This window comes from Pantoea sp. CS_6, assembly GCF_041954745.1.
GTDB classification, from domain to species: domain Bacteria; phylum Pseudomonadota; class Gammaproteobacteria; order Enterobacterales; family Enterobacteriaceae; genus Pantoea; species Pantoea stewartii.
Genome location: NZ_JAVAYG010000006.1, coordinates 119,644 through 145,151, shown reverse-complemented (window position 1 = coordinate 145,151; position 25,508 = coordinate 119,644). Strand labels below are relative to the sequence as shown.

Genomic DNA, 25,508 nt, shown 5'->3' with positions numbered 1-25,508 from the left:
GGACGGTTAGCGGTAGCGATGCGGCTCAGGGTGCGCATGACGCCAGTGGCGTCGTTCATGTTCCCACTGGCGTTGCCGTTCACGCGCGTGCCAGCGACGTTCCCGTTCCGCTTCCTGATGACGTCGCCAGGCATCATGCCGCCACCAGCGTCTTTCCTTATAAGCGTAGCGATCGTTAAACCAGCGCGGTTCACGCCAGCGGTCGCCATCCCAGTAATAACCCCGGCGGTCCCGGTCGCCCAGATGCAGCGTGACGCCTGGAGCCAGGCGTATCTCATTTCCCGAGGCTTGTGCTGTGTGCATCGCCAGCGGCGTTAACACTGCTATGAAAGCAGCAAAGCATACTCCACGTATCATTATCTTCTCCTGCAGCAGCTTATGATTACTGCTGTCACGTCATTCTGACGGTATTGCACAAAGAAGCCTGCACATGTTGTCTGAAAATACGCGAAAAACAGGGCTTTGAGAGTTTTCTGGCACAGCCGCCCGCGTACGCGGGCAACCCGTATCAGGCCAGTATCGCCTCAATGGCGGCGAGTTCGTCTGTCGAGAGCGGTGACTGGGTCAGCATCTGCACCGCGTCGTCAATTTGTGCCGTTTTACTGGCCCCGATCAGCACGGAGGTAATGCGCGGATCGCGCAGCACCCACGTTAACGCCATTTGCGCCAGTTTCTGCCCACGCTGTTCTGCCAGATCGTTCAGCTTACGCACCCTGGCCATTTTCTCTTCCGTCAGCTGATTTTCATTCAGGAACTTACTGCCGCTGGCGACGCGGGAATCGGAGGGAATACCCTGCAGATAGCGATCGGTCAGCACACCACCCGCGAGGGGCGAAAATGCGATACAGCCTGTGCCATGCTCATCCAGCGTCTGCAATAAGCCCTGTTCCGGTGTGCGTTCAAACAGGGAGTAGCGGGGCTGATGAATCAGGCAGGGTGTCCCCAGATCGCGCAGAATCGTCATCGCTTCAGCAGCCCGCTCTGCCGGATAGTTGGAAATGGCGGCATACAGCGCCTTGCCCTGACGGACAACGTGATCCAGCGCCCGCATGGTTTCTTCCAGCGGCGTTTCCGGATCGGGACGGTGATGGTAAAAGATGTCAACGTAATCCAGGCCCATTCGACGCAGGCTCTGGTCCAGACTCGCGACCAGATACTTGCGCGAACCCCAGTCGCCGTAAGGGCCTTCCCACATGGTATAACCAGCCTTGGTTGAAATAATCAGCTCGTCGCGATGCGCCTGAAAATCGTCGCGCATAATGCGACCAAAATTGCTTTCTGCGGAACCGGGCGGCGGACCGTAGTTATTCGCCAGGTCAAAATGGGTGATGCCGCAGTCAAACGCATGGCGCAGCAACTGCCGGCTGGTTGCTAATTGGGTGCTGTCACCAAAGTTATGCCACAGGCCCAGTGAAATCGCAGGAAGCTTCAGTCCACTGCGTCCACTTCGACGCCATTGCATATGCTGATACCTGTCGGGGCGAGGAAAAGCTGTCATAGAAAAGTCCTGAGTGAAAACGATTAAATGTGCCAAAACAGTGGGAGTGTATACGGTTACACTCAGGATTAATCCGTGTCAGATCGCATATCTGCCGAATAATCCACGGTCGTAACGCTTGCTTGCCATGTAATCCGTTGGCTAAATGACAGGCACTGTTCGCTAAATTAACGCCATGTCAGATACTTATCAAAACACTCCCCTAAAGGAATTCGCTATGTCCTCTTATACGGTTGGTGATTATCTGTTGGCGCGTTTGCAGGCGTGCGGTATTCGACATCTGTTCGGCGTACCGGGTGACTTTAATCTGCAGTTTCTGGATCGGGTGATTGCGCATCCGACAATAAGTTGGGTGGGATGTGCCAATGAGCTGAATGCCGCTTACGCTGCGGATGGCTATGGACGCTGTTCGGGTATGGCGGCGTTGCTGACTACCTTTGGCGTAGGGGAGCTCAGCGCAATCAACGGTCTGGCAGGCAGCTTCGCAGAGTACGTGCCCGTGATTCATATCGTGGGCGCGCCGTCGAGCCAGGCGATGCAGCAGGGAGACAGCGTGCACCACACCTTAGGGGATGGCGATTTTGGCCATTTCATCCGCATGGCAAAAGAGGTTAACGTCGCCACCGCGCAACTGACCGCTGAGAATGCCACCGCCGAAATTGACCGGGTTTTGAGCAGCGTTATCCAGCAACATCGTCCGGGCTATCTGCTGTTGCCTGTCGATGTTGCCCAGGCCGAAACCGCTGCGCCCGTTCATCCCCTGGTATCGTCGGCTTCGTCACCTGAATCCCTGCGCAGCGCGTTTCGCCAGGCCGCCGAGCGGTTACTGGCACCGGCGCAACGCGTCTCACTCCTGGCCGATTTCCTGGCGCAGCGCTGGCAACAGCAACCGGCGCTGGCTGCGTTACGTGCCGGGCGTGCTTTTCCGTGCGCCACACTGCTGATGGGCAAAGGCGTGCTGGATGAGCAGCAGCCGGGGTTTGTGGGCACTTACGCAGGTGAGGGCTGTGAAGGCCGGGTACGCCAGCAAATTGAAGAGGCAGACGTCACGCTCTGCGTCGGCGTGCGCTTTACGGATACGATTACCGCTGGATTCACTCAGCAATTTCGCCCCGATCGGCTGATCGACGTGCAGCCACACAGCGCCAGCGTCGCGGGACAGACGTTTGCCCCGTTGTCGATGGCCGATGCGTTGCAGGCATTACTGCCGTTGTTCGAACGCTATGGCGCAGGCTGGCAGTCCGCCGGGCCAGTGAAACCGGCGGCGCCTGTCCCTGACGCGACTATCATCAGCCAGTCTGCCTTTTGGCAGGCCATGCAGTCTTTTATCCAGCCCGGCGATATTATTCTGGCGGATCAAGGCACCGCGGCGTTTGGCGCGGCGGCGCTGCGCCTGCCTGCCGGGGCGCAGCTGCTGGTACAGCCGTTATGGGGATCCATCGGTTATACTTTGCCAGCCGCGTTTGGTGCCCAGACGGCACGCCCGTCACAGCGCGTCATCCTGATCATTGGCGATGGTTCGGCACAGTTGACCATTCAGGAACTCGGCTCGATGCTGCGGGATGATCAGCATCCAATCATTTTTCTGCTCAATAATGAAGGCTATACTGTGGAGCGGGCCATTCATGGCGCAGACCAGCGTTATAATGATATTGCCCAGTGGAACTGGACAGCGCTGCCGCAGGCATTCAGTTTACACTGTCAGGCACAAAGCTGGCGCATCAGTGAAACCGTGCAACTGACCGCACTGATGGCGCAACTGACACAACAACACAGACTGTCGTTTATTGAAGTCGTGATGCAAAAAGATGACCTGCCGCCCCTGTTACGTAAAGTCTCAGCCTGTCTGAGCCAGCGCAACGGCGGATGAGATTCGGAAAGTTGCCTCTGTGCAGGCCAGACTAACGCGGTTAGGCTGTTGCACACACGAGTCAGACGCTCACCTCAAGCTTCGGTGGGCGTTGTTGTTTTATCGGCAGGATTTTATAGTGTCCTCCAACTCTTTAAGACCCCCAAGCGGAGCACCAGAAGAATGACAACTTATGCCTTGGTCGGCGATGTCGGCGGCACCAATGCCCGCCTCGCTTTGTGTGAGGTGGAAAGCGGCAGCATCTCCCAGACCAAAACATTCGCAACATCAGACTACGACAGCCTCGAAGCCGTCATCCGCCATTATCTTGATGAACAAAAGCAGGATATTAAAGACGGCTGTATCGCCATTGCCTGCCCGATTACCGATGACTGGGTTGAAATGACCAACCACGACTGGGCCTTCTCGACTAAAAAGTTGAAGGCGAACATCGGTTTTGAACACCTGGAAATTATTAACGATTTCACCGCTGTCTCCATGGCGATTCCTATGCTCGGCGAAGAGCATGTCATCCAGTTTGGCGGTAAATCGGCGGTGAAGGATAAACCGATCGCGATTTACGGTGCGGGAACCGGCCTCGGCGTCAGCCATCTGGTACACGTCGACCAGCGCTGGGTCAGTTTACCCGGTGAAGGGGGACATGTTGATTTTGCCGCTAACAGCGAAGAAGAAGATCAAATTCTGGAAGTCTTAAGGGAAGAATTAGGTCATGTTTCAGCAGAACGTGTGTTGTCAGGCGCTGGTCTGGTCAATCTCTACCGTGCGATTGTAAAAGTCGATAACCGTGAGCCGGAGAATCTGAAGCCACGCGAAGTCAGTGAGCGCGCCCTGGCGGACAGCTGCACCGACTGCCGTCGTGCCTTATCGCTGTTCTGCGTCATCATGGGGCGTTTTGGCGGTAATCTGGCGCTGAACCTCGGGACCTTCGGTGGCGTTTACATCGCGGGCGGGATCGTGCCGCGTTTCCTGGAGTTCTTCAAAGCCTCGGGTTTTCGTGCCGCTTTTGAAGACAAAGGGCGCTTCCGTGACTATGTTGCCGATATCCCGGTTTATATGATCACGCATGACCAACCCGGGCTGTTGGGTGCCGGTGCGCACCTGCGCCAGACGCTGGGCCGTATTCTCTAGTTTGCAGGCTCTGTCCTGCCCGACGCAAGGGCAGAGCCGCCTTTCCCTCTCACAACCGCATCAGTAGCCGAAACGCTTTTACTTTGCTGCGGCTGACCGGTACCTGTACTTCCATATCCCGCAACTTCAGCAGATAGGTATTGTTAAACCAGGGTTCGATTTCCCGGATTTTGTTGAGGTTGACGCAGTAGGACCGGTGGCAGCGAAAGAACAGGTGTTCGGGCAGGCGTGAGCAGAATTCCGTCATTGTCATCGACATCACATAGGCTTCACGGCGGGTATAGACGAAGGTTAACTTCTCGTGCGCCTCAACGTAGTAAATGTCATTCACGTCGGTCACGATAATGCGTTCATCTTTGGTCAGATTCACGGTCAGTACGCTCTGCGCCATTGGCGTCTGAGTGGGCGCGTGCTGTTGCTGCCAGGTGGCTTCCAGCTTGTTCAGCATCGTGACGATACGGGATTCATGATACGGTTTCAGAATATAGTCAAACGCTTCCAGTTCAAAGGCTTCCACGGCATGCTCTTTCCAGGCCGTGATAAACACAATCAGGGGCTTATGAACAAACTGATGAATACTCTTTGCCAGTAACATGCCATCCAGAGAGGGAATATTGATGTCGAGAAAGATCACATCAACCCGATGCTGCTGCAGATATTTGAGGACATCCAGACCGTCATCAAAGCAGGCCGCTATCTCAATCTTACTGTGTTGCTGAATCATCCAGCTCAGCTCTTGCTGGGCCAGAAATTCGTCCTCGACGATGATGGCTTTCATGCAAGGTTCCCCACCAGTAACTGCCCGGTTTTGCTCAGGGTAAACGCGATTTCGGTGCCGGGCTGATGACGCGCAATGTGCAGCCCTTCGCCCGAGAGTAACTTCACCCGGTGATGGACATTTAACAGGCCAATTTTATTGCCGGGCATTTCGTTGCGAGCCACACGATCAATCACCTCGTCACTGATCCCTTTACCGGTATCACGCACGGCGATGCGCACGCGGTCGCCCAGGTCTCGCACACTTAACGTCACCACACCTTTACCTTTACAGGGCTGAATGCCATGAACAATAGCATTCTCCACCAACGGCTGAATCAGCAGGCTGGGCAGGGAAAAATGCAAATCCTCGTCAATGTCATAAATCATGGTTAACTTGTCGCCAAAGCGCGCCTGCTCAATCGCTATATAATCTTTTACCTGCCAGAGTTCTTTCTTGATATCGATAAGCTCATCGTCATTCAGTTCGAGGTTGTAGCGCAGATAGCGCGATAAGTTGATGACCAACTGGCGCGCCGTATCGGGATTGAGCCGGATAGATGACGAAATGGCATTCAGCGCATTGAACAGGAAATGCGGATTAATTTTGCTCTGCAGGGCACGCAGTTCCGCTTTATTGGCCATTTCGCGCAGTTGCTCCGTACGCGAGACTTCCAGCTGCGTCGAAATAATCTGGGACAGGCCTACCGCCATCTCTTTCAGCGAGCCGGTGATGCGGTGCGCACGACGGTAATAAATCTTCAGCGTGCCGGTCACCTTGCCTTTTTCCCACAAGGGGATGACGATCATGGAGTGAATATCTTTCGTCCGGTGGGCTTCGTCATTGTTTTTGATGATGATCTTCCCACTGTGCATCGCCTGCGCCGTCGTCGGGCTGATCCCGTCGTCACCATGCTGGTAATTGTGTTCACCGTAGCCAACATAGGCCAAAATCTTCTGCTTGTTGGTCATCGCGACGGCATCGGCCTTGATTTCCCGTCGAATGATGTCACAGACACGGCGCAGGGAATCGCTGTTGACCTGACGGAACAGCGGCAGGGTCTGGTTAGCGATATCCAGCGCCAGTTTTGCCTGACGTGCCGCAATAGCCTCTTTTTCACCTTCCACGCTCTGCACCAGCAACACGATTAAGCCAATGCTGGCGGCGCCCAGAATCATCGGCAGGGCAATTTCAGAAACAATGGTCAGCCCGAGCGCGGTGGGCGTGGCCCACAACACGATAAGCAGCATGGTCAGACTTTCGCAAAACATGCCGCCCAGAATCCCTACCAGCCAGCGCCGTTCGCGCTGCACCCGGCGATGAATGGCACCGGCGACAATGCCGGCGATGATGCTGGTCATCAGGCAGGGCACTGACGTCACACCATGAATATCTATCAGGAAGCGGTGCAGACCGGCAATCACACCGGTGGTAATGCCAACCCAGGGACCAAACAAAATACCGCCAGCCATCACGGCGATCACCCGTACGTTGAGCAATGAACCGTCGACATTGACCCCTGACCAGGTACTGAAAAGTGCAAACAGTGAAAAAATGGCAATCACGGCCGCTTTTTCCAGCGCCGTATGCTCATCTTTCTGCAGGATCTGACGAAAAGGTGGGGTTCGCGTCAGAAAAAACAGGCAAATCAGCATCAGCGCCGCACGGTCAAAGACGGCCAGAAGCATAGTAAAGTGTGAAGTCACAGGCGACTCTTCAGCGAGGTCAAAGAAGGTTATGATAAAAAATGTGATGATGTTGTGCCAGCGTGCCTGACAGCCAGCCGGGCAGTTCATGTTTTAGATCAATTTATTCAAAAGCTGAAAAAGAGGAAATGTTGAGCTCATTTAAGAGGAACGTTTTTCCGCTGCCAGTGCGGCCCGGTCCACTGTGGTCAGGCCCGGTGACTTTATTACGTGTTATCGCCCGGAGTGATGTATGCATCTGACTACCTCGCGTTTGACGTTAACCTCTTTGCAGCCTGAAGACTGGCAGCTGTTTCGTGCGGTACATGAAGATCGCGATACTATGCGCTGGGTAAGTGACATTCCCGATGAAGATGATATCCGTGAGCGGTTTCGTCAGCGTCTGGCACCCTGGCAACCCGGCAGTTTTCACATGTTATGCCTGGTCATCAGGCGACGCGACAGCGGGGAAGCCATCGGGTTATTGGGTTGTACGCCTGAATGGCAGCCCGCCCGTCAGGCGGAGGTGGGATATATGCTGCTGCATCGCCACTGTGGTCAGGGGTTTGGCAGTGAAGCGCTGGAAGCGCTGTGTGCGTGTTTGTTCGACGCCGATTTTCTCAAACTCCGGGCGCTGGTGGTGGAAGGAAACTGGGCTTCCCGGCGAATTCTGGAAAAAAACGGCTTTCTGCTGAAACGGACGCTGCAAAATAATTATCTGCTGAATGACCGCTGGGTGAATGACTGGCTGCTCGAGCGGCTCAATCCGGGAAAATAAAAAATTTTCTGCTCCTCTCGACAAAGTTGTTATTAGCGCGTTATGTTCTTGTTGAGGTCACCGCAGTGACCAGCGTCGCTCGGACGGTCCGGGCGCTAACGTTTCCAGAGGATACCATGGCTGATAACAGCACCACTCGTCGTTTCTCGCGTATTGAACGCCTGCCCCCTTACGTCTTTAACATTACCGCTGAACTGAAGATGGCTGCGCGTCGGCGCGGCGAAGATATCATCGACCTTTCAATGGGTAATCCCGATGGCGCGACGCCGCCGCACATTGTCGAAAAACTATGCCAGGTGGCTCAACGTGAAGATACGCACGGCTATTCCACATCGCGCGGTATTCCTCGCCTGCGGCGTGCTATTTCACGCTGGTATCAGGAGCGTTATCAGGTAGATATTGATCCCGAATCGGAAGCGATAGTCACCATTGGTTCCAAAGAAGGTCTGGCTCACCTGATGTTAGCCACGCTTGACCATGGCGACACGGTGCTGGTGCCGAATCCCAGCTATCCCATTCATATCTATGGGGCCGTTATCGCAGGCGCTCAGGTGCGCTCCGTCCCGCTGGTGGAGGGCATTGATTTCTTCAATGAGCTGGAGCGTGCTATTCGCGAGAGCTATCCCAAACCTAAAATGATGGTGCTGGGTTTCCCGTCGAATCCCACTTCTCAGTGCGTAGAGCTGGACTTTTTTGAGCGCGTCATCGCGCTGGCCAAACAGTACAACGTGCTGGTCATTCACGATCTGGCCTATGCCGATATCGTCTATGATGGCTGGAAAGCGCCGTCCATTATGCAGGTGCCTGGCGCACGGGATGTGGCCGTCGAATTTTTCACCCTGTCAAAAAGCTATAACATGGCCGGCTGGCGCATAGGTTTTATGGTGGGCAACAAAGAGCTGGTCGCCGCCTTAGCCCGAATCAAGAGCTACCACGATTACGGCACTTTTACGCCCTTACAGGTCGCGGCGATTGCGGCCCTGGAAGGGGATCAGCAGTGCGTGCGCGATATTGCCGAACAGTATAAACGTCGCCGCGACGTGCTGGTGAAAGGGCTGCATGAAGCGGGCTGGATGGTGGATATTCCCAAAGCGTCGATGTATGTCTGGGCAAAGATTCCGGATCATTATGCGCATCTGGGCTCGCTGGAATTTGCCAAGCACATGCTGCAGGAAGCGAAAGTATGCGTTTCACCCGGCGTGGGCTTCGGTGATTATGGCGATACGCACGTCCGTTTTGCACTGATTGAAAACAGCGATCGTATCCGACAGGCGGTAAGAGGCATTAAGGCGATGTTTCGCGCCGACGGCATTTTGCCGGGCAGCGTGAAAAGTATGGAAGAACAGATTTAACATCCCATTGGGGCGACCACCTGTCGCCCCTGTGGAATGCCTGCAGAGACTACAGCATCAGCACAAAGGTGCCGACCCAAAGTAGTACAAAGAAAGAAATTCCCATCAGCGCATATTTCACAAGCGAACTCCTCTGAGCGGTTACGATATTGGCGATCCCATCCAGCGCAACGCGGACAGAAAGGATAAGGTCGCCGTTCAGATTTACGGTCAACGATCTCCCGTACGAACTGAATAACTCAGAACAGGATCGGGGCTAATCTACGCGTATTCAGACCGAAAATAAATAGTTTGGTTCTGAGAGTTTGTTCACATTTTTATCGAACGTCAATGTCCGGCACTGCCGACATGCCCACGCGGAGTTGCGCCAGGTTTTTCTGGTTCTGGTCCAGGACAATTTTAACCGGTAATCGCTGAACCACTTTCGTGTAGTTGCCGGTCGCATTATCGGGAGCAATCGCCGCAAATGTCGCGCCTGTCGCGGGGGCAAGACTGTCGACGTGACCGGTAAAAATCTGGTCAGGCAAAGCATCTACCCTGATGCGGACGGGTTGACCCGGACGCACATCCTGCAACTGCGTTTCCAGATAATTCGCGGTGATATAGGTTTGTTGTAACGGCACCACCGCCAGCAAACGGGTACCGGCGGAAACATAGGCGCCCAGGCGCACTGCGCGCTGTCCCACCATGCCGGCCACCGGGGCCACAATGCGGGTGTAAGACAGATTAAGACGTGCCTGGTCGACGCTGGCCCTGGCGGCAGCAACATCCGCTTCGGCGGATCGGACGGCTGCCTGCAGCACGCCAACCTGCTTAATCGCAGAAGCGAGCGCGGCTTCACTCTGACGCACCGCGGCGCTGGCAGAGCGCTGCGCCGAGCTGGCTTTTTGCTGCTCGTCAGCGGCAACGGTGCCGCGCTGATAGAGACGGTTATAGCGTTCGGCACTCTGTCCGGCATACTGCGCCGAAGCCTGACTGGCGGAAACGCTGGCCTTCTGTTCATCAATGACCGACTGCTGCTGCTCCAGCTGTGCTTTGCTGCTCAACAGTTTGGCTTCACTGACCTGCAATGCGGCCTCCGCGCTTTCCAGTGCCACTTTGTAATCGCGATCGTCCAGCGTCGCCAGGAGTTCACCGGCGGCAACCTGCTGGTTATCTTTCACCCTGACGCTGGCGATGTACCCCGACACTTTGGGCGCAACAAGGGTGTAATCGGCATTGACCCAGGCATCATTGGTACGGTGATCGTTACGGGTCATCACGGACCAGACAATCAGCGCCATCGCCAGCAAAACCAGCAGCAGCAGGGAAAGCAGCACGGTTTTTCTCATTACTAAAGCACGCATATACAGTTATCTCGACGTGGAGGTTGCAGGTTGAATCAAGGTTTGGGGCGGCCAGACGCGTTTGGGCAGCCAGGCGGTGACGACCAGCAGCAGCAGCGCAAAACCGATCAGCAGCAGCCAGGTATCACTCAGGCCGAGCACCAGCGCCTGGTGCTTTATCTGGGTAGCAAAGCCGCGCAGATTCTCGACGGAACTCACGCTGCCATCGGGCAACAGCGGAAACTGACTGCTGGCCTGACTGCTGTTGGGGGCGGTCATCAGCCACGGCCTGCTGCCCGCCTGGTTGACGAGGATACTGGAGTGAAACTGTTCACGATGGCTGACAAACCATGACACCAGGGTAGAGGCCGCAATGCTGGAAAACCCGCGTACCGTGTTGAACATCGCCGAGGCAAAAGGTCCTTCAGGCGGTGCTACCACGCTGGTCGCGCTCATCAGCACGGGCAGAATCACCATCGGCTGGCCTACGGCCTGCAACGCCTGAATCAGCCAGAAGTTATCCCGCGCCCAGTCCGTTGTGATCTGCATACCGAGCAGGCAGGAGGCAATCAGGAAGCACAAGCCCACTGCCAGCATCCAGCGACAGTCAATCCAGCGGATATTCAGCAGGGCGGCAAGCAACGGCGCCACAATGAGCTGGGGCAACCCAATGGTCAACGCCAGCGGCGCGAACTGGGCGATGCGAAAGCCATCGACCTGGGCAAAATAGCTGGAAGGCAGGGCAGAGCCGGACAGCGACACGATCAGGACGCCGGCCAGTACCAGCAGGCCGTGCAGCAGGTTAGGTCGCCGCAGCATCTGCAACTTAAACAGCGGCAGGGGATGGAACCACTCATTGATTAAAAAGACGATGAGTAACGGCACGGCGGCCAGCAGCATAGCGGCAATCAGCGGAGAATCCAGCCAGTCAAGCCGTTCGCCCTGGCTGAGTACCAGAATGATTAACGCCATCCCGCTACAGCCTGTGAGCATCCCGAACAGATCGATCTGCTGAAAACGTTCTGTGCGCAACGGATCCTGGGGCAATCCCCAGCCGGTTAATACGAGGGCAATCAGCATACCGGGCACAACCTGCCAGAAGACAAACATCCAGCTGACCTGATCGGTCCAGAAGGCGGCCAGCGACGCGGCCATATTCGGCCCGAAGGTGGCAGTAAGGGCATAGGCGCCTAATCCATAGAGCTTGAACGGCGGTGGCAGAAAACGCAGGGCGACGGTCATCAGCATCGGCGGCAGCGCGCCGCCAAAGAGCCCCTGGATCACGCGTAATGCCATAAACAGCACAGGATCGGTCATCAGCGGTAACAGTATTCCGGACAGCATAAAGCCGACCGAAACAAATAACGTAAAGCGGCGCAGGGAAAACGTCACCGCGAACCACGGCGCAATCATCATGGCGGCCACTTCGGCAGCCTGATAAGCCGAAACAATCCAGCTTCCGTCGTCGTAGCCCATACCGAGGGCAGCACGAATATCGGCCAGCGCAATATCACTGACGCGATCGTTGAGCCCGGAGGTCAGCGCCGCGATCCAGACGCCAAGCAGGCCCAGGGCAAGACGTAAGGTAAAGGGATGCAGCGGCGGCGCAGTGCCAGGCTGGGTCGTCATAGCAGGTGTCTCATTGTTTTTTTGGTTCGATGTATTGCGATGCGATACAGGCGAGGCGATATTACATGGCAATATGCTGTATTGCAATGTGGTACACGCTGTAAAACGTGCGCTTTTCGGGTTACAGTAAGCCAGCTCAAAAAGGACGACGCTATGACTCAACAATCATCCAGCCGCGAAGATGAAAAAACGGGCGGTATTCAGGTTATTGCGCGCGCGGCTAAAATTCTTAATGCTCTGGGCGAGCATCCCGGTGGCATGAGTCTGGGCGAAATCGCGCATGCTGTTGATCTGCCGCGTTCTACCGTACAGCGCATTGTGGCCGCGCTGGACAGCGCCGAACTGGTTCGAAGCAGTGGGGCGGGCGGATTGCGTCTCGGGCCAGCTTTACTGAAGCTGCTCGCCAGCGTGAACACGGATGTGGTCGATTTGGTCAAGCCGCTGCTGGAAAAACTGTCGGCGGATACCAATGAAACGGTCTCCCTGTCCCGCGCCAGTGGTGCGCAGCTTGCCGTCATTCATTATGTTGTGGCGTCGCGCGAGCTGCGGGTGGTTCCCCGTATCGGACTGGAGCTGCCGCTCTACAGCACCTCGGGTGGCCGCGCCTTGCTGGCGCTGGAAAGCGATGAAGACGTCCGGACGCTGGTGGGGGATGCCTGGCGCGAACTGACGGACAAGACGGTTAAGACGCAGGCAGCACTGTTAGAGATGCTTCGGGAAGTGCGTGAAACCAGCATTTCCTACGACCGTGGTGAAACCCTTGAAGGCGTTTCAACCATGGCCTTTGCGCTCGATACGCTGTTTGGCCGCTTTGCGGTCTCCTTACTGGTGCCCACGGCGCGGTTTAAGAAGCATGAATCACGCTATCGTGAAGAAATGTTGCAGTGCAAACAGGCTCTGATTCGTGAAATTGGCAAAATTGCCGCTGTTGAAGGATGAGTGCTCAATGAAAACAGTATTAATGGCTATCGATAATTCACCGGTCGCGAAGAAAGTGGTGTCGTTAACGATCGAAGAAGCACAGGCGCATGATGCACAAGTGATTGTGCTGTGTTGTATCGATCCCGCCTATTCATCCTGTAGCCAGCCCATTGATATTGATGCCGGTGAAGATCCGGCAGATTTTGTGGCCGCGCAGGATGAGCAAAATACCGCTGAAATGGTGGTGCGTCATGCCCTGGCCCCCTTGCTCCAGGCCGGCATTAAGGCGCGAGGTATGATTCTGGCCGGCGAAGCGGCGGAGACAATCGTGGCCCAGTCCCAGCAGCTCAATGCCAGCATGATTATTATGGGGCGACGTCATTTATCGCCCTTTAACCGGTTATTAAAAGGATCTGTGAGTGCCGCTGTGGTTGAACGCGCGCATTGCCCGGTACTGATCGATGTGCGTAAGGATTAACAACGTAGTATGACTCTCCTGCTTTTTCTTACGCTGGCCGCCTTTGTGCTGCTGGCGATTATCATCGTTATGTTAGTCAGAACCACCCGGCTTAAAGCGTGGCAGGGCGTGGTTCTTTTTATCCTGCCGCTGTTGTTGTCGAATGTTTTATGGTTCAGCTGGATCCAGCCTCAGCAGCAGCAGGAGAAACGCTACGAGCGCGCGGCAGATTATATGGCACAGGCTACGGTGTATCGGGTGCTACGCACTCAGGAACCCGCGCTGTGGCAAATACTGACGCGCGATCTGGCGCGCAAACTGCGTGAAGGCGAACCCATGTTGCAGGCAACGGGCGAACTGCGCGGGTTATTGACGGATGTGATCAATCAGCGCCTTATGCGGGGTACTGACGCGGCCGTATTGAAATATATTGGCGTCTCGGTGGAAGAAATGCAGACGCTCAATAAAATTGACCCGGGCCTCTGTTTTCAGTTCCTTTATCCGCAGGTGAAGGGCGGTATCAATCTGGTTGAAACTCTGCCCGCCAGCCTGAACCAAAAAGATGCCGATGCCACCGAGTATTTGCTGCTTAACAGTCTGGGGGACGAACAACCGCTGGACCGCAAGCAGGCGCAGCACGATCTCAAAACCATCGTCGACCATCTCTACCTGAAGTGGGGCAATAAGCTGCAACAGCTGAATATGCCTGCCGATGCCGCCGTTGATCGGTCTTCCATGTGTGCCATGTCTGTCGATCTTTATAGTGCCATCCTCGCACTCCCGGACAAGCAAGCCGCCAATCTGCTTCGTAGAATGATTGCGCTTTCAGGCGAAGGTTAAAAAGAAAAAAGCCCGCCAGTGGCGGGCTAAATGCTGAGAGAGGCTTTTTTTAGAGTAATTCCTGGTGTTGTTCGTGAGGCTTTTCACTGGAATCAGTGTCGCAGTTTATTGGCATAACCTGCCAGTTGTTTAACCGTATTGAATCAATTGGTAAAACTTCGTAAATACGCAGTTGTTCGCGTACTAATCCTATAGATGCGCATTTTGCAGCGCCTTACACTGCGTCAAAATGTGAGGAAATAAAATGAAAATGGCAATCATGGGTGCATTTGCACTTATTTTTCTGAGCGGTTGTACCGCCAGTAAACCCGGGGCGTTTGAACGTGTTGATGAAGATCCCAGTTCAAATACCGTACAATATCGTTTCGACCCGCTGAAAGTGAATCGTGATGCAATGGAAATTGATATCGCGAATTACTGCAGCAATAAAGGTTTTGATAAAGTAGAGTCACTCCCTGTTCAGGACAGCACAATACCAGGTTTAAAGAAAACCTGGTATCAGTGTAATTACGCAGTGAAAAGTTAATGAATAAATGAGGTGGGATTATATCCCACCTTCTTTTTTATATTATGCTGTGTGAAATCTTTGCCCTTCAGTGAATATCATTTTGTTTTATGCCTCCTTTCTGCTGCGCTGGAACGTCTGCGGATAACGCCTCCTGTCCAGAAGAAATAAAGGCTACCGACTGAGGGAACAGCGCGGCGGTAACGATGTCTGGCATACGGCACCTCCTCTTTTTCAATACTCAGGATAATACGCCGAAAAAGTGCAGCAAAAATGCAGCCTGTGTAGAGTTATTTCGATAAATATGTCGCGATATTTCAAAAAAGAACGCGAAAAAGAGGGTGATCGCATATTCCAATCGGAATAGACCGAATAGGTATTAATATGCGTGAGACCTGTCTTAAAAACAAGGCTGACGTGCATGTGTGAAGATGGAAATTAGCGCTACAGTAATATCAGGACAATTAAAGGGAGACAAACATGACGCATAGGGTAAAAAACGTTCTGCCGCTTCAGGCAGAGCTGGCAGAATGTCCGCTCTGGGCTGTGCAGGAACAGGTGCTGTGGTGTGTGGATATTCTGGCACCGGCCATCCATCGTTTCGATCCGGCGAGTGGTGAGCTCTCCACATTTCCCCAGGCAGAAGAAGTCGGATGCATCGGTCTGCGGGAACAGGGCGGTATCATTGCCGCACTGCGTAGCGGCGTCTGGCTGCTGGACGAGCAGGGGAAACCGCAAAAAAAAGTGGCGGATAATCCCGGTATCGCCGGGAAAAGCCGCTTCAATGATGGCCGTGTGGATCCCTGGGGTAATTTCTGGTGCGGCAGTTTATGGGAGCCACAGGATAAAAACGGCGGCTTGCTTTGTCGCGTAACGCCTGATTTGACGCTTGAGGTGAAGGCACGCGACATCAAAATTTCCAATGGCGTTGCCTTTTCTCCTGACCGTCAGTGGATGTATCACAGCGATACGCCGAATGAAGTGCTCTATCGCTATCCGCTTGATGCTCAGGGCGAGCCGGGGCAGCGTGAAATCTTCCGGCGGTTTGATGCCCGTGGTGGCTTGCCCGATGGGGCGGCTGTCGACAGTGAGGGCTATTACTGGTCAGCCCTGTTTGACGGCGGACGCGTCGTGCGTATTGATCCGCACGACGGTGAAATCGTCGATGAGATTACACTGCCGGTGAAATGGCCCACCATGGTGACGTTTGGCGGCAGCGATCTCAAGACGCTGTTCATCACCAGCTCACGCGAAAACCTCAGCGAAGAAGATCTCGCCCGCTATCCGCAGTCGGGCGATATTTTTGCGGTGGATGTCGACGTGGCCGGTATGGAAGAGCCGCGTTTTCGCGGCTGATGGTGAGGGCCAGGCTTATCTGGCCCTGTAACGTTACTGACGCTGCAACAGCGGTTCATGGGCTGGCTGGCTCTGCGGCAGGCGGATTGCCAGTGACAGCACCAGTGATATAACCAGCAGGCTCATAATGAGGCTGAAAGTGACCGTAAAGCCGCCAAACAGTGAAGCCACCAGCGAACCCATTACGCTGCCAATGCCAAAGCCGAGATAAATCAGGCCATAATTTTTGGTCAGATTATTTAAGCCGAAAAAGTCACTGACCAGCGAAGGGAAGACGGTAATGGTGCCGCCGAAGCTAAACGCAATGCAGGCCAGGGACAGGAAAAACGTGGTTTGATTCATCTGTGTAAACAGCATCAGGCTCATACCGATCAGTGAAACCAGTTGGGCCAGTGATATCACGCGAATACGCACCATTTTATCGGACAGCACGCCCAGTACTAACCGACCACTCAGGTTTGCTACCGCGATGACCGTGACGGCGTTAGCGGCGGTCTGGGTGCTGAGGTGAACCAAACCTTCCCCGATGTCTTTTGCAACGCCAATCACATACAGCCCGCTCATACAGGCAGTCAGAAACATCAACGCCAGCATCCAGTACTGTGGCAGACGCACCGATTCGGCCAACGTATACTGACGCGTCGCTTCTGCCTGAGTAGCTGACGCAGATTGCAGCGGCGCATCGCGCATCATCAGTCCGCCAGCAATAATCATCGCCATTGCCAGCAGGCCCCAGAGCACAAAGGTCTGTTCAAGCCCAAATCGTGCCAACAGTGCCCCGCAAATGAATTTAAATCCCAGACTACCCAGACCGTAAGCGCCAATGGCGCAGGCCGATATCATGCCTTTACGTTCAGGAAACCATTTCACACAGTTGGATAGCGTCATCAGATACCCTGCGCCATCGGCCAGACCTAACAACACGCCCGCGCTCAGGTACAGCATCATCAGATTATCTGCATGGGCGGTCAGCCCTAATCCTAGCGCCATCAATATACCTGCGCCGATAGTGACCTTACGGACGCCAAAACGCTCCTGCAGCTTGCCAGCCAGTGAAGAAGAGATGGCCAGCCCCAGGCTCAGTAAACCAAATGAAAATGCGATCTGGCTTACGGGCGCATCCAGTTTTTGCGCGAGCTGACCATTGAATAAGCTCCAGGTATAAACGGACCCCAGCGCTAACTGGGTTATCACCGTACCGATAAGTGTGAGCCAGCGTGTACGCTGGTGGGCAGTCTGTTGAGTCGCGTTCATTATGTTACTCCCAGGGGGAAACTGAATACTGGCGTCAGAATAACCAAAACCCCTACGCGCGAGGGCGGAAAGCGCATGAACGGAATGCAACGCGGAATGAAATGCTGTCAGGGCGGAATGAATGGCCGCGTGGGATAAATGTAACGAGGTGAGTCAAGGTAATGAAGGCAGGTAAACAGCAGTAAGGGAATGTTACGGCCAACCTGTTTTCCCGGCAGGCTTAGCATTTTTTTGCCAGGCTTAAAGTCCATTCAACAGGAGGAAATATGAAAGACCGGACATATGAATCCATCACCAGTGAGGATGAAGTTTGCTGCATTATCGGTCAGGCAGTGATCGAACTGAGCGCAGAACAGCAGCCTGTCACGAAATCTACCCTGGCACTGAAATTATTGTCAATGGCGGACCGCGACAGTGACGACGAGCGGGTTCTGCTCTACTGGATTGCGCGCAAAGCGATCAATCAACCCCAGCATCTTGTCAATGCGCAGCAAAAACGGGCATGACGCCCAGACAGGAAAGGGCGCCATGCCCGCTACGGTTCCGTTTTGTTTACACAGGACACATCACCGTAAAATCATGGTAGCGCCAGGGACGGCGAAGACGCGTTCCGTCGCGCCCGGTGAGCACGACACCGTAAAACGTGACTTTCTCTGTGCATCGCTGCTCTCGCTTTCTCTGCTAAGAGAGGTCATTACCGCCAGTGCGAAGCGGCACGATAGCGAACCGAACATTTCCCACCTTCTCGCCTGCGATCACACTCAGACATACTCTGCACGCTGACAGAAACAGTTGACTATGGGACAAAGACACAAGTTTTCCTGTGCCCGGAGGCGTTATGCATTTCACATCCTTCAACTCAGCCTGCTTGCTGCTGGCGCTGACGTGTACGTCGTGCAGCCAGTCATCTTCTGGTCATATCCCTGCGGGTAAATGTGATGCGGAAGCGACCTACAATCTTCATTTGTCGCGCTTTGACGAAACGGCGCAACAGTTGGCGCACGGGACCGGGTGTTTTATCCAGACGGATTTGTCGCGCACTGGGGCTGTTCAGGTGAATCCTGTAGAGGGCACCATGACGCTTCGTGAAGCGCTCGGACAGGCTATAAAAGGCACGCCGTTGAAGATTGTGGCGCAAACGCCGGATGTCATTACTGTCGAAAAATAATCGCGAATCACGGAGGTCACACCATGCGCAGAGGCGCTGCTTTGCTTATTTTGTTGTTAACCGCATCAGTCTGCTATGCCGCGCCAGGGGGCAACGGTGGGGAAGGTGGAAATGGCGGAGCGGGTGGTATGGGAGGCACAGGCGGTAACGGCGGAAGTATGGACAATCAACCTGGCGGTGCTGGGTTGCCTGGCCACAATGGTCAGCGCGGCATGAATGGTTGTCCCGGCGGTACTGCGCCCTCTCAGGACGGCAGATTTTATCTGCCCGGCACACATGAGCAATGTAATCCGGCGCATCCAAAGTCGCATCCTAAACGGCATCACACCGTGTCGTCCGGGCAGATGGAACGAATCTGATAATCGGCTGGCCCCGCGCCTGTGTATCACCGGCTTGTGCGCAGGCAAGGCAGACATGCGCCGACAGCTCGGGCTGGTTCGTGGCTACGCACTAAGCGATTAACTGGCGCGTTCAGCAATCGCAGGGATGGGGTTGTTGCGGGAGAAAAGACAAACATGCATCACGCACTATTGCCCGTGGGCGGCCTTTTTTATCGCGCTGTGTTAACCGCAAAGGCGCAGGCGGTGCTTGCCGCACCCGGCCCGCAAAGCGCGGGGCGTTATCATCGCCACGGGCAACCGGCCTTGTATATGAGTCCGGTGCCGGAATGGTCCATCATGGCGGTATCGGGCTATATGCGTGAGGATGGCCTTTCACGCGTCCTGATTCCACTACGCCTGTCAGGGGCCTGGCTGGTAGATCAGCGCGATAGGGCAAAATGTGAGCAACTGGGAATCCTGCCAGAAGCCGCTGATGGCAGTTGGCGAACGGCGCTGCAGCAGGGGCGAATCCCGGATTCATGGCATAACGCAGATAAAGCCAGAGCAACAGGCGCGGATGGGATTATTGACCGTTCGCGTCTTAATTCCGGCGGCTGGCATATCTGTCTTTTTCAGTGGAACACGCCTTCTGCACCACGCGTGGCGGTATGCGGCAAGCCCATCCCGATCACGCTTTCACCGGCTGGCTCCAAATGGGGATTATAGTGCGGGCAAATTAAGCCAAACCTGTCCCACGCTGCGGTCGCAAATAAACCGACGCTCGCTGCGGACTGGCTCTCATTTCACAGAGACCTGTTTATCCGCAGGCCAACTCAGAGAACCGTCGCCGATGCTTGCCGCGTCGGTTTCCTTCATTCCGTCACCGCCGCTGAGCGGTCAGTTAACCCCGTCGCGATGCCCGTTATCCTGCTGAGCAACATTATGCAGGACCATGGCGGCGGCTCCGAATGCGACCGTATCCGTGGCCGCGACGTCCGGCAGACAGATTTCAGGCTGCACGACAGGTGTGCCGTTTAACGTATCCACAGTGGAAAAGTCGAGCCAGGCCGCAAGCCGTTCACGCACCATCTGCGGAAGTGTCCCACCCAGATAGATCGCCGCTGGCGCGAGGACCGCATTCAGCATAAAGCCCAGCCGGGCGATCTCCGGGCCTGTACGTGCGATCCATTCGTCGAGAACCGCTGTGTTTTCGCTAAGAAAATGGTGCCAGACAGCCTCAGCGCGGCCTTCAGGTATCTGGCCAAGGCGATGCTTACACCACGCCGCAAGGTCAGTAAAAGAGGGGCGGGGCCTGTCGAGTGGCAGCAGCAGCCCAATTTCGCCCGCATTGCCCAGATGACCGCGATAACGTTGTTTGCCCAGGATAAGGCCACTGCCGACGCCCTCTGACAGATAGAGATAGATAAAATCGTCATGATTAGCCGCATTACCCAGCGTCATTTCGCCCATGGCGGCAGCATTGGCATCATTTTCGATTAACACCGGACAGCCCAGCGCCTGCTGAATGGCTTCGAACAGCCCGGGTTCATCCCAGGAAAGCACTTCGGGAGCCAGATGGAGCGGAGCCTGACCGCGCTGGAAGCGCGTCGGCATGGCAATGCCTGCGCCAATCAGTAAATGATCCGGTATGTGGTTTCTCTCAAGCAACGTTTTGTGGCCCTTCTGTATCTCTGAGCGGGCGCGGGCAAAGGTATCATAGTGGCCGGTCAGTTCAATTTCGTCGACCCGTTTCCCTTTGAAATCAAGCAGCATCAGCGTAACAGAGAAGCGGCTGGCATGAATCCCAACGGCATAGCCGATGGAGGAATTAAGCATCAGATCAATGTGGGGCGCGCCCCGGCCAGATGAACGCCGGGCTCCTTCGATGATGATACCTCGCTTGATGAGATCGCGGGTCATCATGCTGACGGCCGCCGCTGTCACCCCGCAACAATCGGCGATCTCAGCACGTGATGCGGCGTCGTTGCGACGCAGATAACGTAGTACGGCCGACTGCGTCGTACCGATTCCTTCCCAATGTTTTGATGAAGTCAACGCACCTTCTCCCTGTCGTTTTCACATGGTCATGAACCTGTCATTTAAATAAATTAACTTACTTAAATAATAGGCACAACGGGAATAAACACCATGTCAAAAAAACTCACAGTCCTCGCCACCCTCGTGATGTCCGCGTTGTGTGTTGGCATGACTCACGCAGAAGAGATAACGATCAAACTCGCCACGCTCGCCGAGCGTAGCGCACCGAACCGCATTACCAACATTGAAGATGCAGCCGACATCATGAACAAGCAATTTAAGGCTGCGGGCGTCGACAAACATATTGTGATTCAGGCCAATAGCAGTGCTGTCAAAGGCTGGGACGACTTCGCCATGGATATGCTGAAGGCGATGTCTGTCGGACAAGGGCCGGATATCTATGTGCTGCCCCATGAATGGATTGGTCAGTTTGCGAAGGACGGCTATGCCTTGCAAATGAACGATAAGATCGCGGCGGCACCGTGGGTCTATGGCGACATCCTGCCCGTCCTGTGGGCGTCGGCAAAGGCAAACGATGGAAAGATCTATGGCATACCGCAGGATGCTGAAATAAGAATGTTTTTTTACAACAAAGATATGTTGAGAAAAATTGGCAAGGATGAAGCCTTTATCAACGCCATACCGGCCAGGGTGGAGTCCGGTGATTTTACACTGGACGATCTGACAGCCCTTGCCAAAGAGGTCGTGGACGGTAAAGCGGCTCAGTACGGCATGTTGCACCGGCCGAATGTCGGTATTGATTATCTGATGGTTTTTCAGTCTTACGGCGTGAAATTTATGGATGACAAGACCGGCAAGCTCATCTTCCCTAAAGCAGAAATGGCGGATGCGCTTGGCTGGTATGAGCGCAATGCGAAGCAGGGAGTGACGCCGGTCGATAACACGGCGATGAGCTGGGATGCCATTCAGAACGCGTTCAAGCAGGAGAAAGCCTTTATCTTTCACCAGGGCGTCTGGGCGGTTGCCTGGCAACTGGGCGACAAAAATGGCGCGGTCTGGCCGACAGACAAAGAAGGGTATTTTCATAAGATAGGCTGGATCCCGGCGCCTGCGGCCAAAAAGGGCGGTCAGCCCTCAAACCTGTCGCATCCGCTTCTCTATACGGTGAACGCCAAAAGCAAAAATGCTGACATTGCTGCCGAACTGGTGGCACTGGCGACGTTGCCTTATTTCAACAACGAACATGCTGTGACGTCCTATCACACGGCCATCAGCAACGCGCAAACGGCGATGCCGAAATACCGTGATAACTGGGTGCTGTCAGCCGCTTCGCCCATGATGGTACATGCGAAGTTCGTGCCCAATCATATCCAGTTTGGCAGCTATAACAAGGTGCTGTTCAGCGGTCTCCAGGCGGTTGAAACAGGAAAAATGACGGCAAAACAGGCCGTTGATTTTATCGCCGAAGAGCTCGAACTGCAGTTTGGCGACGATATAGAAATCCGGTCTTCTGTCGCCAAAAAATAGTGCTTAGCCTGTAAAGCGTCGCTTACTCTCCAGGGAGATGTGGTCATGTCTCAGTTTCAGCCTCGGGCGCACCGGCCGGCCCGACCTGTGTTCTATCTCGCGCCTGCTATCGCGCTGTTGGCCGTCTTTTTCCTGGCGCCCATTATCGTCAATACCGTCATCGCCTTTACCGATATGGGCGCTGATCTGCGGGTCGGTCACTTCACGCTGCAAAACGTCGAGCGGATTGTCTTACGCGATGCGCGCATGCCTGCGGTGCTGCTGACGACGCTGATTTATGTTACGGCGACGCTGTTTATTTTTAACGTCGGGCTGGGTGTCCTGTTGGCGATAACAACGACGGCCATTCCCGACAGGCTGGGTAATCTTTTTCGCGGTCTCTGGCTTTTGCCACGCATGTCACCGGCCGTCCTCTACAGTATTCTGTGGATATGGGTTGCCGATCCCACGCCGTCTGGTTTGCTCAATCAGGTAACCGGATCCTTCGGTCTGCCGCTCATGAATCTGCGTAATGATTTCCCCTTGTTTCTCATCATTGTGGCAAATGGCCTGGTCGGGGCATCGTTTGCCATGGTCATTCTGACTTCATCCATTCGTTCCATCCCTGCACATCTTGCCAATGCGGCGCGAGTGGATGGGGCGAGCGAATGGGGCGTGCTGCGCTATGTAGTGGCCCCCGCACTGTCTCAGCCCATTCGGTTTATCACCATCTATCAGGGGCTCTCCTTGCTGACGACATACGAGTACATTCTGCTCATCACCGGTGGCGGTCCCGTCTACGATTCGACGCCTTATGCGCTCTATATCTACCGTCGCGCCTTTGAAAATGGGGCTTACGCCTATGGCGCGGCGCTGGCGCTTGGCCTGATGGTGATCGGCGTAGGCGTGACCTTAATGCAATGGCGGGTCAGTAATATGCGCGCGACGTTTGCCGCGCCGAAAATCGAGGTATTGTGATGTCACTCGTCCCAAACCCGGCAGTGGCCAAATCGAAATGGGCGCGTCTTGAACGCAGAGGCACAATCAACCGTGTCGGCTTCCTTTCTACGCTCATTCTCTTCCTGACGGTGATGTCAGTGCCGATTCTGCTGCCTTACCTCTGGCTTCTGGCCAAATCGCTGACCACGTCTGATGCGTCCGTCAGCCGGCTTGTTCTGTGGCGCACCAGCGCAATTGCGGGCGTCGCGTATATCGGAGCGATCGCGCTTGCTTTCCTGGCAGAGCGTTTACGCAGACCGGTATTGTCCTGGGCTGCGCTGGGGATCGTTGTGCTGCTGCTTGTGATGATTTTTCTGATGCCACACATGACGTTGCACAACTACCGTTTTCTCTGGATGCGCGACATCGCGAATACGGGCACCACGCGCGTGGACCTGATGCCATCGGCCTGGACGGCACTTGGAAGCTCGCTGATCTTTGGCGTTTCACAAACGCTGATTGTCACGATCGTCGCTACCCCAGCCGCCTACGCGTTATCGCGCTTTGCCTTTGCCGGGCGGCAAAATTTTCTGCGCGGCTTGCTGCTGTTACATGCTTTCCCCGCGCTGGCGCTCACCATTGCCATCTTTATCCAGCTTCACTATATGGGCCTGCTCAACCATCTTTTCGGTGTGGTGATGGTGATGAGTGCGCTGGAGCTGCCTTATGCGATCTTCGTCCTGAAGGGCTTTTTCGACGCAGTGCCCTGGGATATTGAAATGAGCGCGGTGACCGACGGTGCGACCCGTTTTCAGGCTTTTCGTATGGTGGTATTGCCCCAGGTGCGTAGCGGACTGATTGCGATTGCCACCTTCACCTTTTTACGTGGTTGGGAGGAGTACGTTTTTGTTCAGACGTTACTTATCGACAAAAGCCAGATGACGATGAGCCTCTACCTGTTCTTTGTCGCACAGGATAATACGGGTGCGGATTACGGCATGATCGCCGCTGTGGGCATCATTTATTTACTCCCTGTGCTCGTTCTCTACACCTTTACGCAGAAATACATCACTCAAATGAGTTTTGGCGGTATCAAGGGATAATTGTCATGGCCTCGATCACTCTTAACAATGTCAGCAAAAACTGGGGCGAGACTCAGGTCCTGAAACCGATGAATCTTACCATTGAGAACGGCGAATTCGTCGCCATTCTCGGCCCCTCAGGATGCGGTAAATCGACAACGCTGTTTCTGCTGGCAGGGCTCTATGCGCCGACCAGCGGTGAGATCGCGTTTGACGGGCACAACGTTAATCGCATCGATGCCCGCGATCGCAACGTCGGTATCGTCTTCCAGTCTTATGCGCTTTACCCGAACCTGACGGTACGCGAAAACATCGCTTTTCCGTTACGTTTTAAAAAAACAGGTAAGGAGCACATTGCCAGGCGCGTGGAGGAGGCGGCTAATCTGGTGCAAATAAGCGCACTGCTTGATCGACGCCCGTCGCAGCTTTCAGGGGGGCAGCAACAGCGCGTGGCGCTGGCGCGGGCACTGGTCAAGGAACCGAATATTCTGTTACTTGACGAACCGCTTTCTAACCTCGATGCGACGCTCCGTATCACCATGCGGACGGAACTCAAGAATCTCCAGAAACGTCTCGGCTTCACCACCTTGATCGTCACCCATGACCAGCTGGAAGCCATTACCATGGCCGATCGGATCATCTGTATGAATCATGGCGAGATAGTGCAGATTGGGACACCTGATGACCTGTACAGACGTCCGGCCGATCGCTTTGTTGCAGGGTTTATCGGCTCGCCGCCGATGAATCTTGTGGAAGGACAGGCCGTCGGCGGGTTTCTGCACCTGGGGCAAACGACACTCGAACTGAACCACGAATACGACGGCCCCGTTTGTTTTGGTCTGCGTCCGGAAGATATCAACCTTATTGCCGCTGACGAGGCTCCCTTGTGTGGGGAGATCATGACCGTTGAGCCGATGGGGCGTGAAGTTTTCTACACGATTGACACGCCGGCCGGCACGCTTCGCGCGCTGGAATATGGTGAAGCGGTGCGTCATGCGCCTGGTTCCCGGGTAGGAGTAGCGTGCCAACCCGAACTGACTCTGATCTTCAATGCTGTCGGTAAACGCATCGTCGATCTTCATGCCAACCTCGCCGTAACCGGCCACCCCAGCAGACAGGTTCACGCTGGCTAGATTACAG

At 54.8% G+C, this 25,508-nt stretch carries 25 protein-coding genes; 16 read left to right on the top strand and 9 right to left on the bottom strand.

The features are described 5' to 3' along the window. Positions 1-6 precede the first annotated feature (6 nt). Positions 7-357, bottom strand: a complete 351-nt coding sequence (locus RAC90_RS11040; RefSeq protein WP_033740783.1) for a DUF2502 domain-containing protein — start codon at positions 355-357, stop codon at positions 7-9. Positions 358-508: 151 nt separating this feature from the next. After that, positions 509-1,498 (bottom strand): L-glyceraldehyde 3-phosphate reductase, encoded by a 990-nt coding sequence (mgrA, locus tag RAC90_RS11035; RefSeq protein ID WP_006120370.1) that lies wholly within the window; start codon positions 1,496-1,498, stop codon positions 509-511. 217 nt (positions 1,499-1,715) lie between these two features. Here mgrA and RAC90_RS11030 point away from each other — a divergent pair, with 217 nt between their 5' ends. Beyond that, a complete protein-coding gene (locus RAC90_RS11030; protein ID WP_375124336.1) occupies positions 1,716-3,368 on the top strand; it encodes a thiamine pyrophosphate-binding protein in 1,653 nt (550 codons plus the stop codon). A gap of 162 nt (positions 3,369-3,530) precedes the next feature. Then, positions 3,531-4,496 (top strand): glucokinase, encoded by a 966-nt coding sequence (glk, locus tag RAC90_RS11025; protein ID WP_039339845.1) that lies wholly within the window; start codon positions 3,531-3,533, stop codon positions 4,494-4,496. 49 nt (positions 4,497-4,545) lie between these two features. On the opposite strand, the gene RAC90_RS11020 is transcribed toward glk, so the two are convergent. Together RAC90_RS11020 and RAC90_RS11015 are read right to left on the bottom strand one after the other, a co-directional pair. After that, complete coding sequence (locus RAC90_RS11020; RefSeq protein ID WP_033740780.1) at positions 4,546-5,274, bottom strand: LytTR family DNA-binding domain-containing protein; 729 nt, start codon at positions 5,272-5,274, stop codon at positions 4,546-4,548. After that, positions 5,271-6,941, bottom strand: a complete 1,671-nt coding sequence (locus RAC90_RS11015; protein WP_039340149.1) for a sensor histidine kinase — start codon at positions 6,939-6,941, stop codon at positions 5,271-5,273. Before RAC90_RS11015 ends, RAC90_RS11020 begins: the two co-directional genes overlap by 4 nt. A gap of 250 nt (positions 6,942-7,191) precedes the next feature. Between RAC90_RS11015 and RAC90_RS11010 the strand changes: the two genes are divergently transcribed. Together RAC90_RS11010 and alaC are read left to right on the top strand one after the other, a co-directional pair. Then, positions 7,192-7,716, top strand: a complete 525-nt coding sequence (locus RAC90_RS11010) for a GNAT family N-acetyltransferase (RefSeq protein WP_039339839.1) — start codon at positions 7,192-7,194, stop codon at positions 7,714-7,716. Positions 7,717-7,832: 116 nt separating this feature from the next. After that, on the top strand, positions 7,833-9,068 hold the full coding sequence (gene alaC, locus RAC90_RS11005; RefSeq protein ID WP_006120363.1) for an alanine transaminase: 1,236 nt from the start codon (positions 7,833-7,835) through the stop codon (positions 9,066-9,068). 49 nt (positions 9,069-9,117) lie between these two features. On the opposite strand, the gene ypdK is transcribed toward alaC, so the two are convergent. The 3 genes from ypdK to RAC90_RS10990 form a co-directional block, all read right to left on the bottom strand. Further along, positions 9,118-9,189, bottom strand: coding sequence for a membrane protein YpdK (gene ypdK / locus RAC90_RS11000; RefSeq protein WP_006120362.1), 72 nt, complete (start codon positions 9,187-9,189; stop codon positions 9,118-9,120). A 196-nt stretch (positions 9,190-9,385) separates the two neighbouring features. Next, complete coding sequence (locus RAC90_RS10995; protein ID WP_039339837.1) at positions 9,386-10,414, bottom strand: HlyD family secretion protein; 1,029 nt, start codon at positions 10,412-10,414, stop codon at positions 9,386-9,388. Between the two features lie 6 nt (positions 10,415-10,420). Next, a complete protein-coding gene (locus RAC90_RS10990) occupies positions 10,421-12,022 on the bottom strand; it encodes an MFS transporter (RefSeq protein ID WP_033740774.1) in 1,602 nt (533 codons plus the stop codon). 153 nt (positions 12,023-12,175) lie between these two features. Here RAC90_RS10990 and RAC90_RS10985 point away from each other — a divergent pair, with 153 nt between their 5' ends. The 5 genes from RAC90_RS10985 to RAC90_RS10965 all read left to right on the top strand — a co-directional run bounded on the left by RAC90_RS10985 (position 12,176) and on the right by RAC90_RS10965 (position 16,101). Beyond that, the gene (locus RAC90_RS10985) at positions 12,176-12,961 is read left to right on the top strand and encodes an IclR family transcriptional regulator (protein WP_033740772.1); all 786 of its coding nucleotides are present in this window, start codon (positions 12,176-12,178) and stop codon (positions 12,959-12,961) included. A 7-nt stretch (positions 12,962-12,968) separates the two neighbouring features. Continuing rightward, a complete protein-coding gene (locus RAC90_RS10980) occupies positions 12,969-13,421 on the top strand; it encodes a universal stress protein (protein WP_006120358.1) in 453 nt (150 codons plus the stop codon). Between the two features lie 9 nt (positions 13,422-13,430). Beyond that, on the top strand, positions 13,431-14,240 hold the full coding sequence (locus RAC90_RS10975; protein ID WP_033740770.1) for a hypothetical protein: 810 nt from the start codon (positions 13,431-13,433) through the stop codon (positions 14,238-14,240). Positions 14,241-14,484: 244 nt separating this feature from the next. After that, complete coding sequence (locus RAC90_RS10970) at positions 14,485-14,766, top strand: hypothetical protein (protein WP_006120355.1); 282 nt, start codon at positions 14,485-14,487, stop codon at positions 14,764-14,766. A gap of 459 nt (positions 14,767-15,225) precedes the next feature. Then, positions 15,226-16,101, top strand: coding sequence for an SMP-30/gluconolactonase/LRE family protein (locus RAC90_RS10965; RefSeq protein ID WP_110268161.1), 876 nt, complete (start codon positions 15,226-15,228; stop codon positions 16,099-16,101). Positions 16,102-16,134: 33 nt separating this feature from the next. On the opposite strand, the gene RAC90_RS10960 is transcribed toward RAC90_RS10965, so the two are convergent. Beyond that, positions 16,135-17,355 (bottom strand): MFS transporter, encoded by a 1,221-nt coding sequence (locus tag RAC90_RS10960; protein WP_263757728.1) that lies wholly within the window; start codon positions 17,353-17,355, stop codon positions 16,135-16,137. A gap of 266 nt (positions 17,356-17,621) precedes the next feature. Between RAC90_RS10960 and RAC90_RS10955 the strand changes: the two genes are divergently transcribed. The 3 genes from RAC90_RS10955 to RAC90_RS10945 all read left to right on the top strand — a co-directional run bounded on the left by RAC90_RS10955 (position 17,622) and on the right by RAC90_RS10945 (position 19,569). Continuing rightward, a complete protein-coding gene (locus RAC90_RS10955) occupies positions 17,622-17,861 on the top strand; it encodes a hypothetical protein (protein WP_006120349.1) in 240 nt (79 codons plus the stop codon). Positions 17,862-18,193: 332 nt separating this feature from the next. Continuing rightward, positions 18,194-18,523, top strand: a complete 330-nt coding sequence (locus RAC90_RS10950; protein ID WP_033740761.1) for an STN domain-containing protein — start codon at positions 18,194-18,196, stop codon at positions 18,521-18,523. Between the two features lie 515 nt (positions 18,524-19,038). After that, on the top strand, positions 19,039-19,569 hold the full coding sequence (locus RAC90_RS10945) for an RES family NAD+ phosphorylase (protein WP_283786067.1): 531 nt from the start codon (positions 19,039-19,041) through the stop codon (positions 19,567-19,569). Positions 19,570-19,740: 171 nt separating this feature from the next. Here the strand turns inward: RAC90_RS10945 and RAC90_RS10940 are convergent, their stop codons facing one another. Further along, on the bottom strand, positions 19,741-20,898 hold the full coding sequence (locus tag RAC90_RS10940) for an ROK family transcriptional regulator (protein ID WP_172912886.1): 1,158 nt from the start codon (positions 20,896-20,898) through the stop codon (positions 19,741-19,743). Positions 20,899-20,991: 93 nt separating this feature from the next. Here RAC90_RS10940 and RAC90_RS10935 point away from each other — a divergent pair, with 93 nt between their 5' ends. From RAC90_RS10935 to RAC90_RS10920, 4 genes are read left to right on the top strand one after another with little or no spacing between them, the layout of a single operon-like run. Beyond that, positions 20,992-22,368: an ABC transporter substrate-binding protein gene (locus RAC90_RS10935; protein ID WP_058701253.1), complete on the top strand. Its 1,377-nt coding sequence runs from the start codon at positions 20,992-20,994 to the stop codon at positions 22,366-22,368. Between the two features lie 45 nt (positions 22,369-22,413). Next, on the top strand, positions 22,414-23,325 hold the full coding sequence (locus RAC90_RS10930; protein WP_033740753.1) for a carbohydrate ABC transporter permease: 912 nt from the start codon (positions 22,414-22,416) through the stop codon (positions 23,323-23,325). Then, positions 23,325-24,389, top strand: coding sequence for a carbohydrate ABC transporter permease (locus RAC90_RS10925; RefSeq protein ID WP_172912887.1), 1,065 nt, complete (start codon positions 23,325-23,327; stop codon positions 24,387-24,389). The genes RAC90_RS10930 and RAC90_RS10925 overlap by 1 nt, the downstream gene beginning before the upstream one ends. A gap of 5 nt (positions 24,390-24,394) precedes the next feature. Then, positions 24,395-25,501, top strand: coding sequence for an ABC transporter ATP-binding protein (locus RAC90_RS10920; RefSeq protein WP_006120340.1), 1,107 nt, complete (start codon positions 24,395-24,397; stop codon positions 25,499-25,501). Positions 25,502-25,508: the final 7 nt, after the last annotated feature.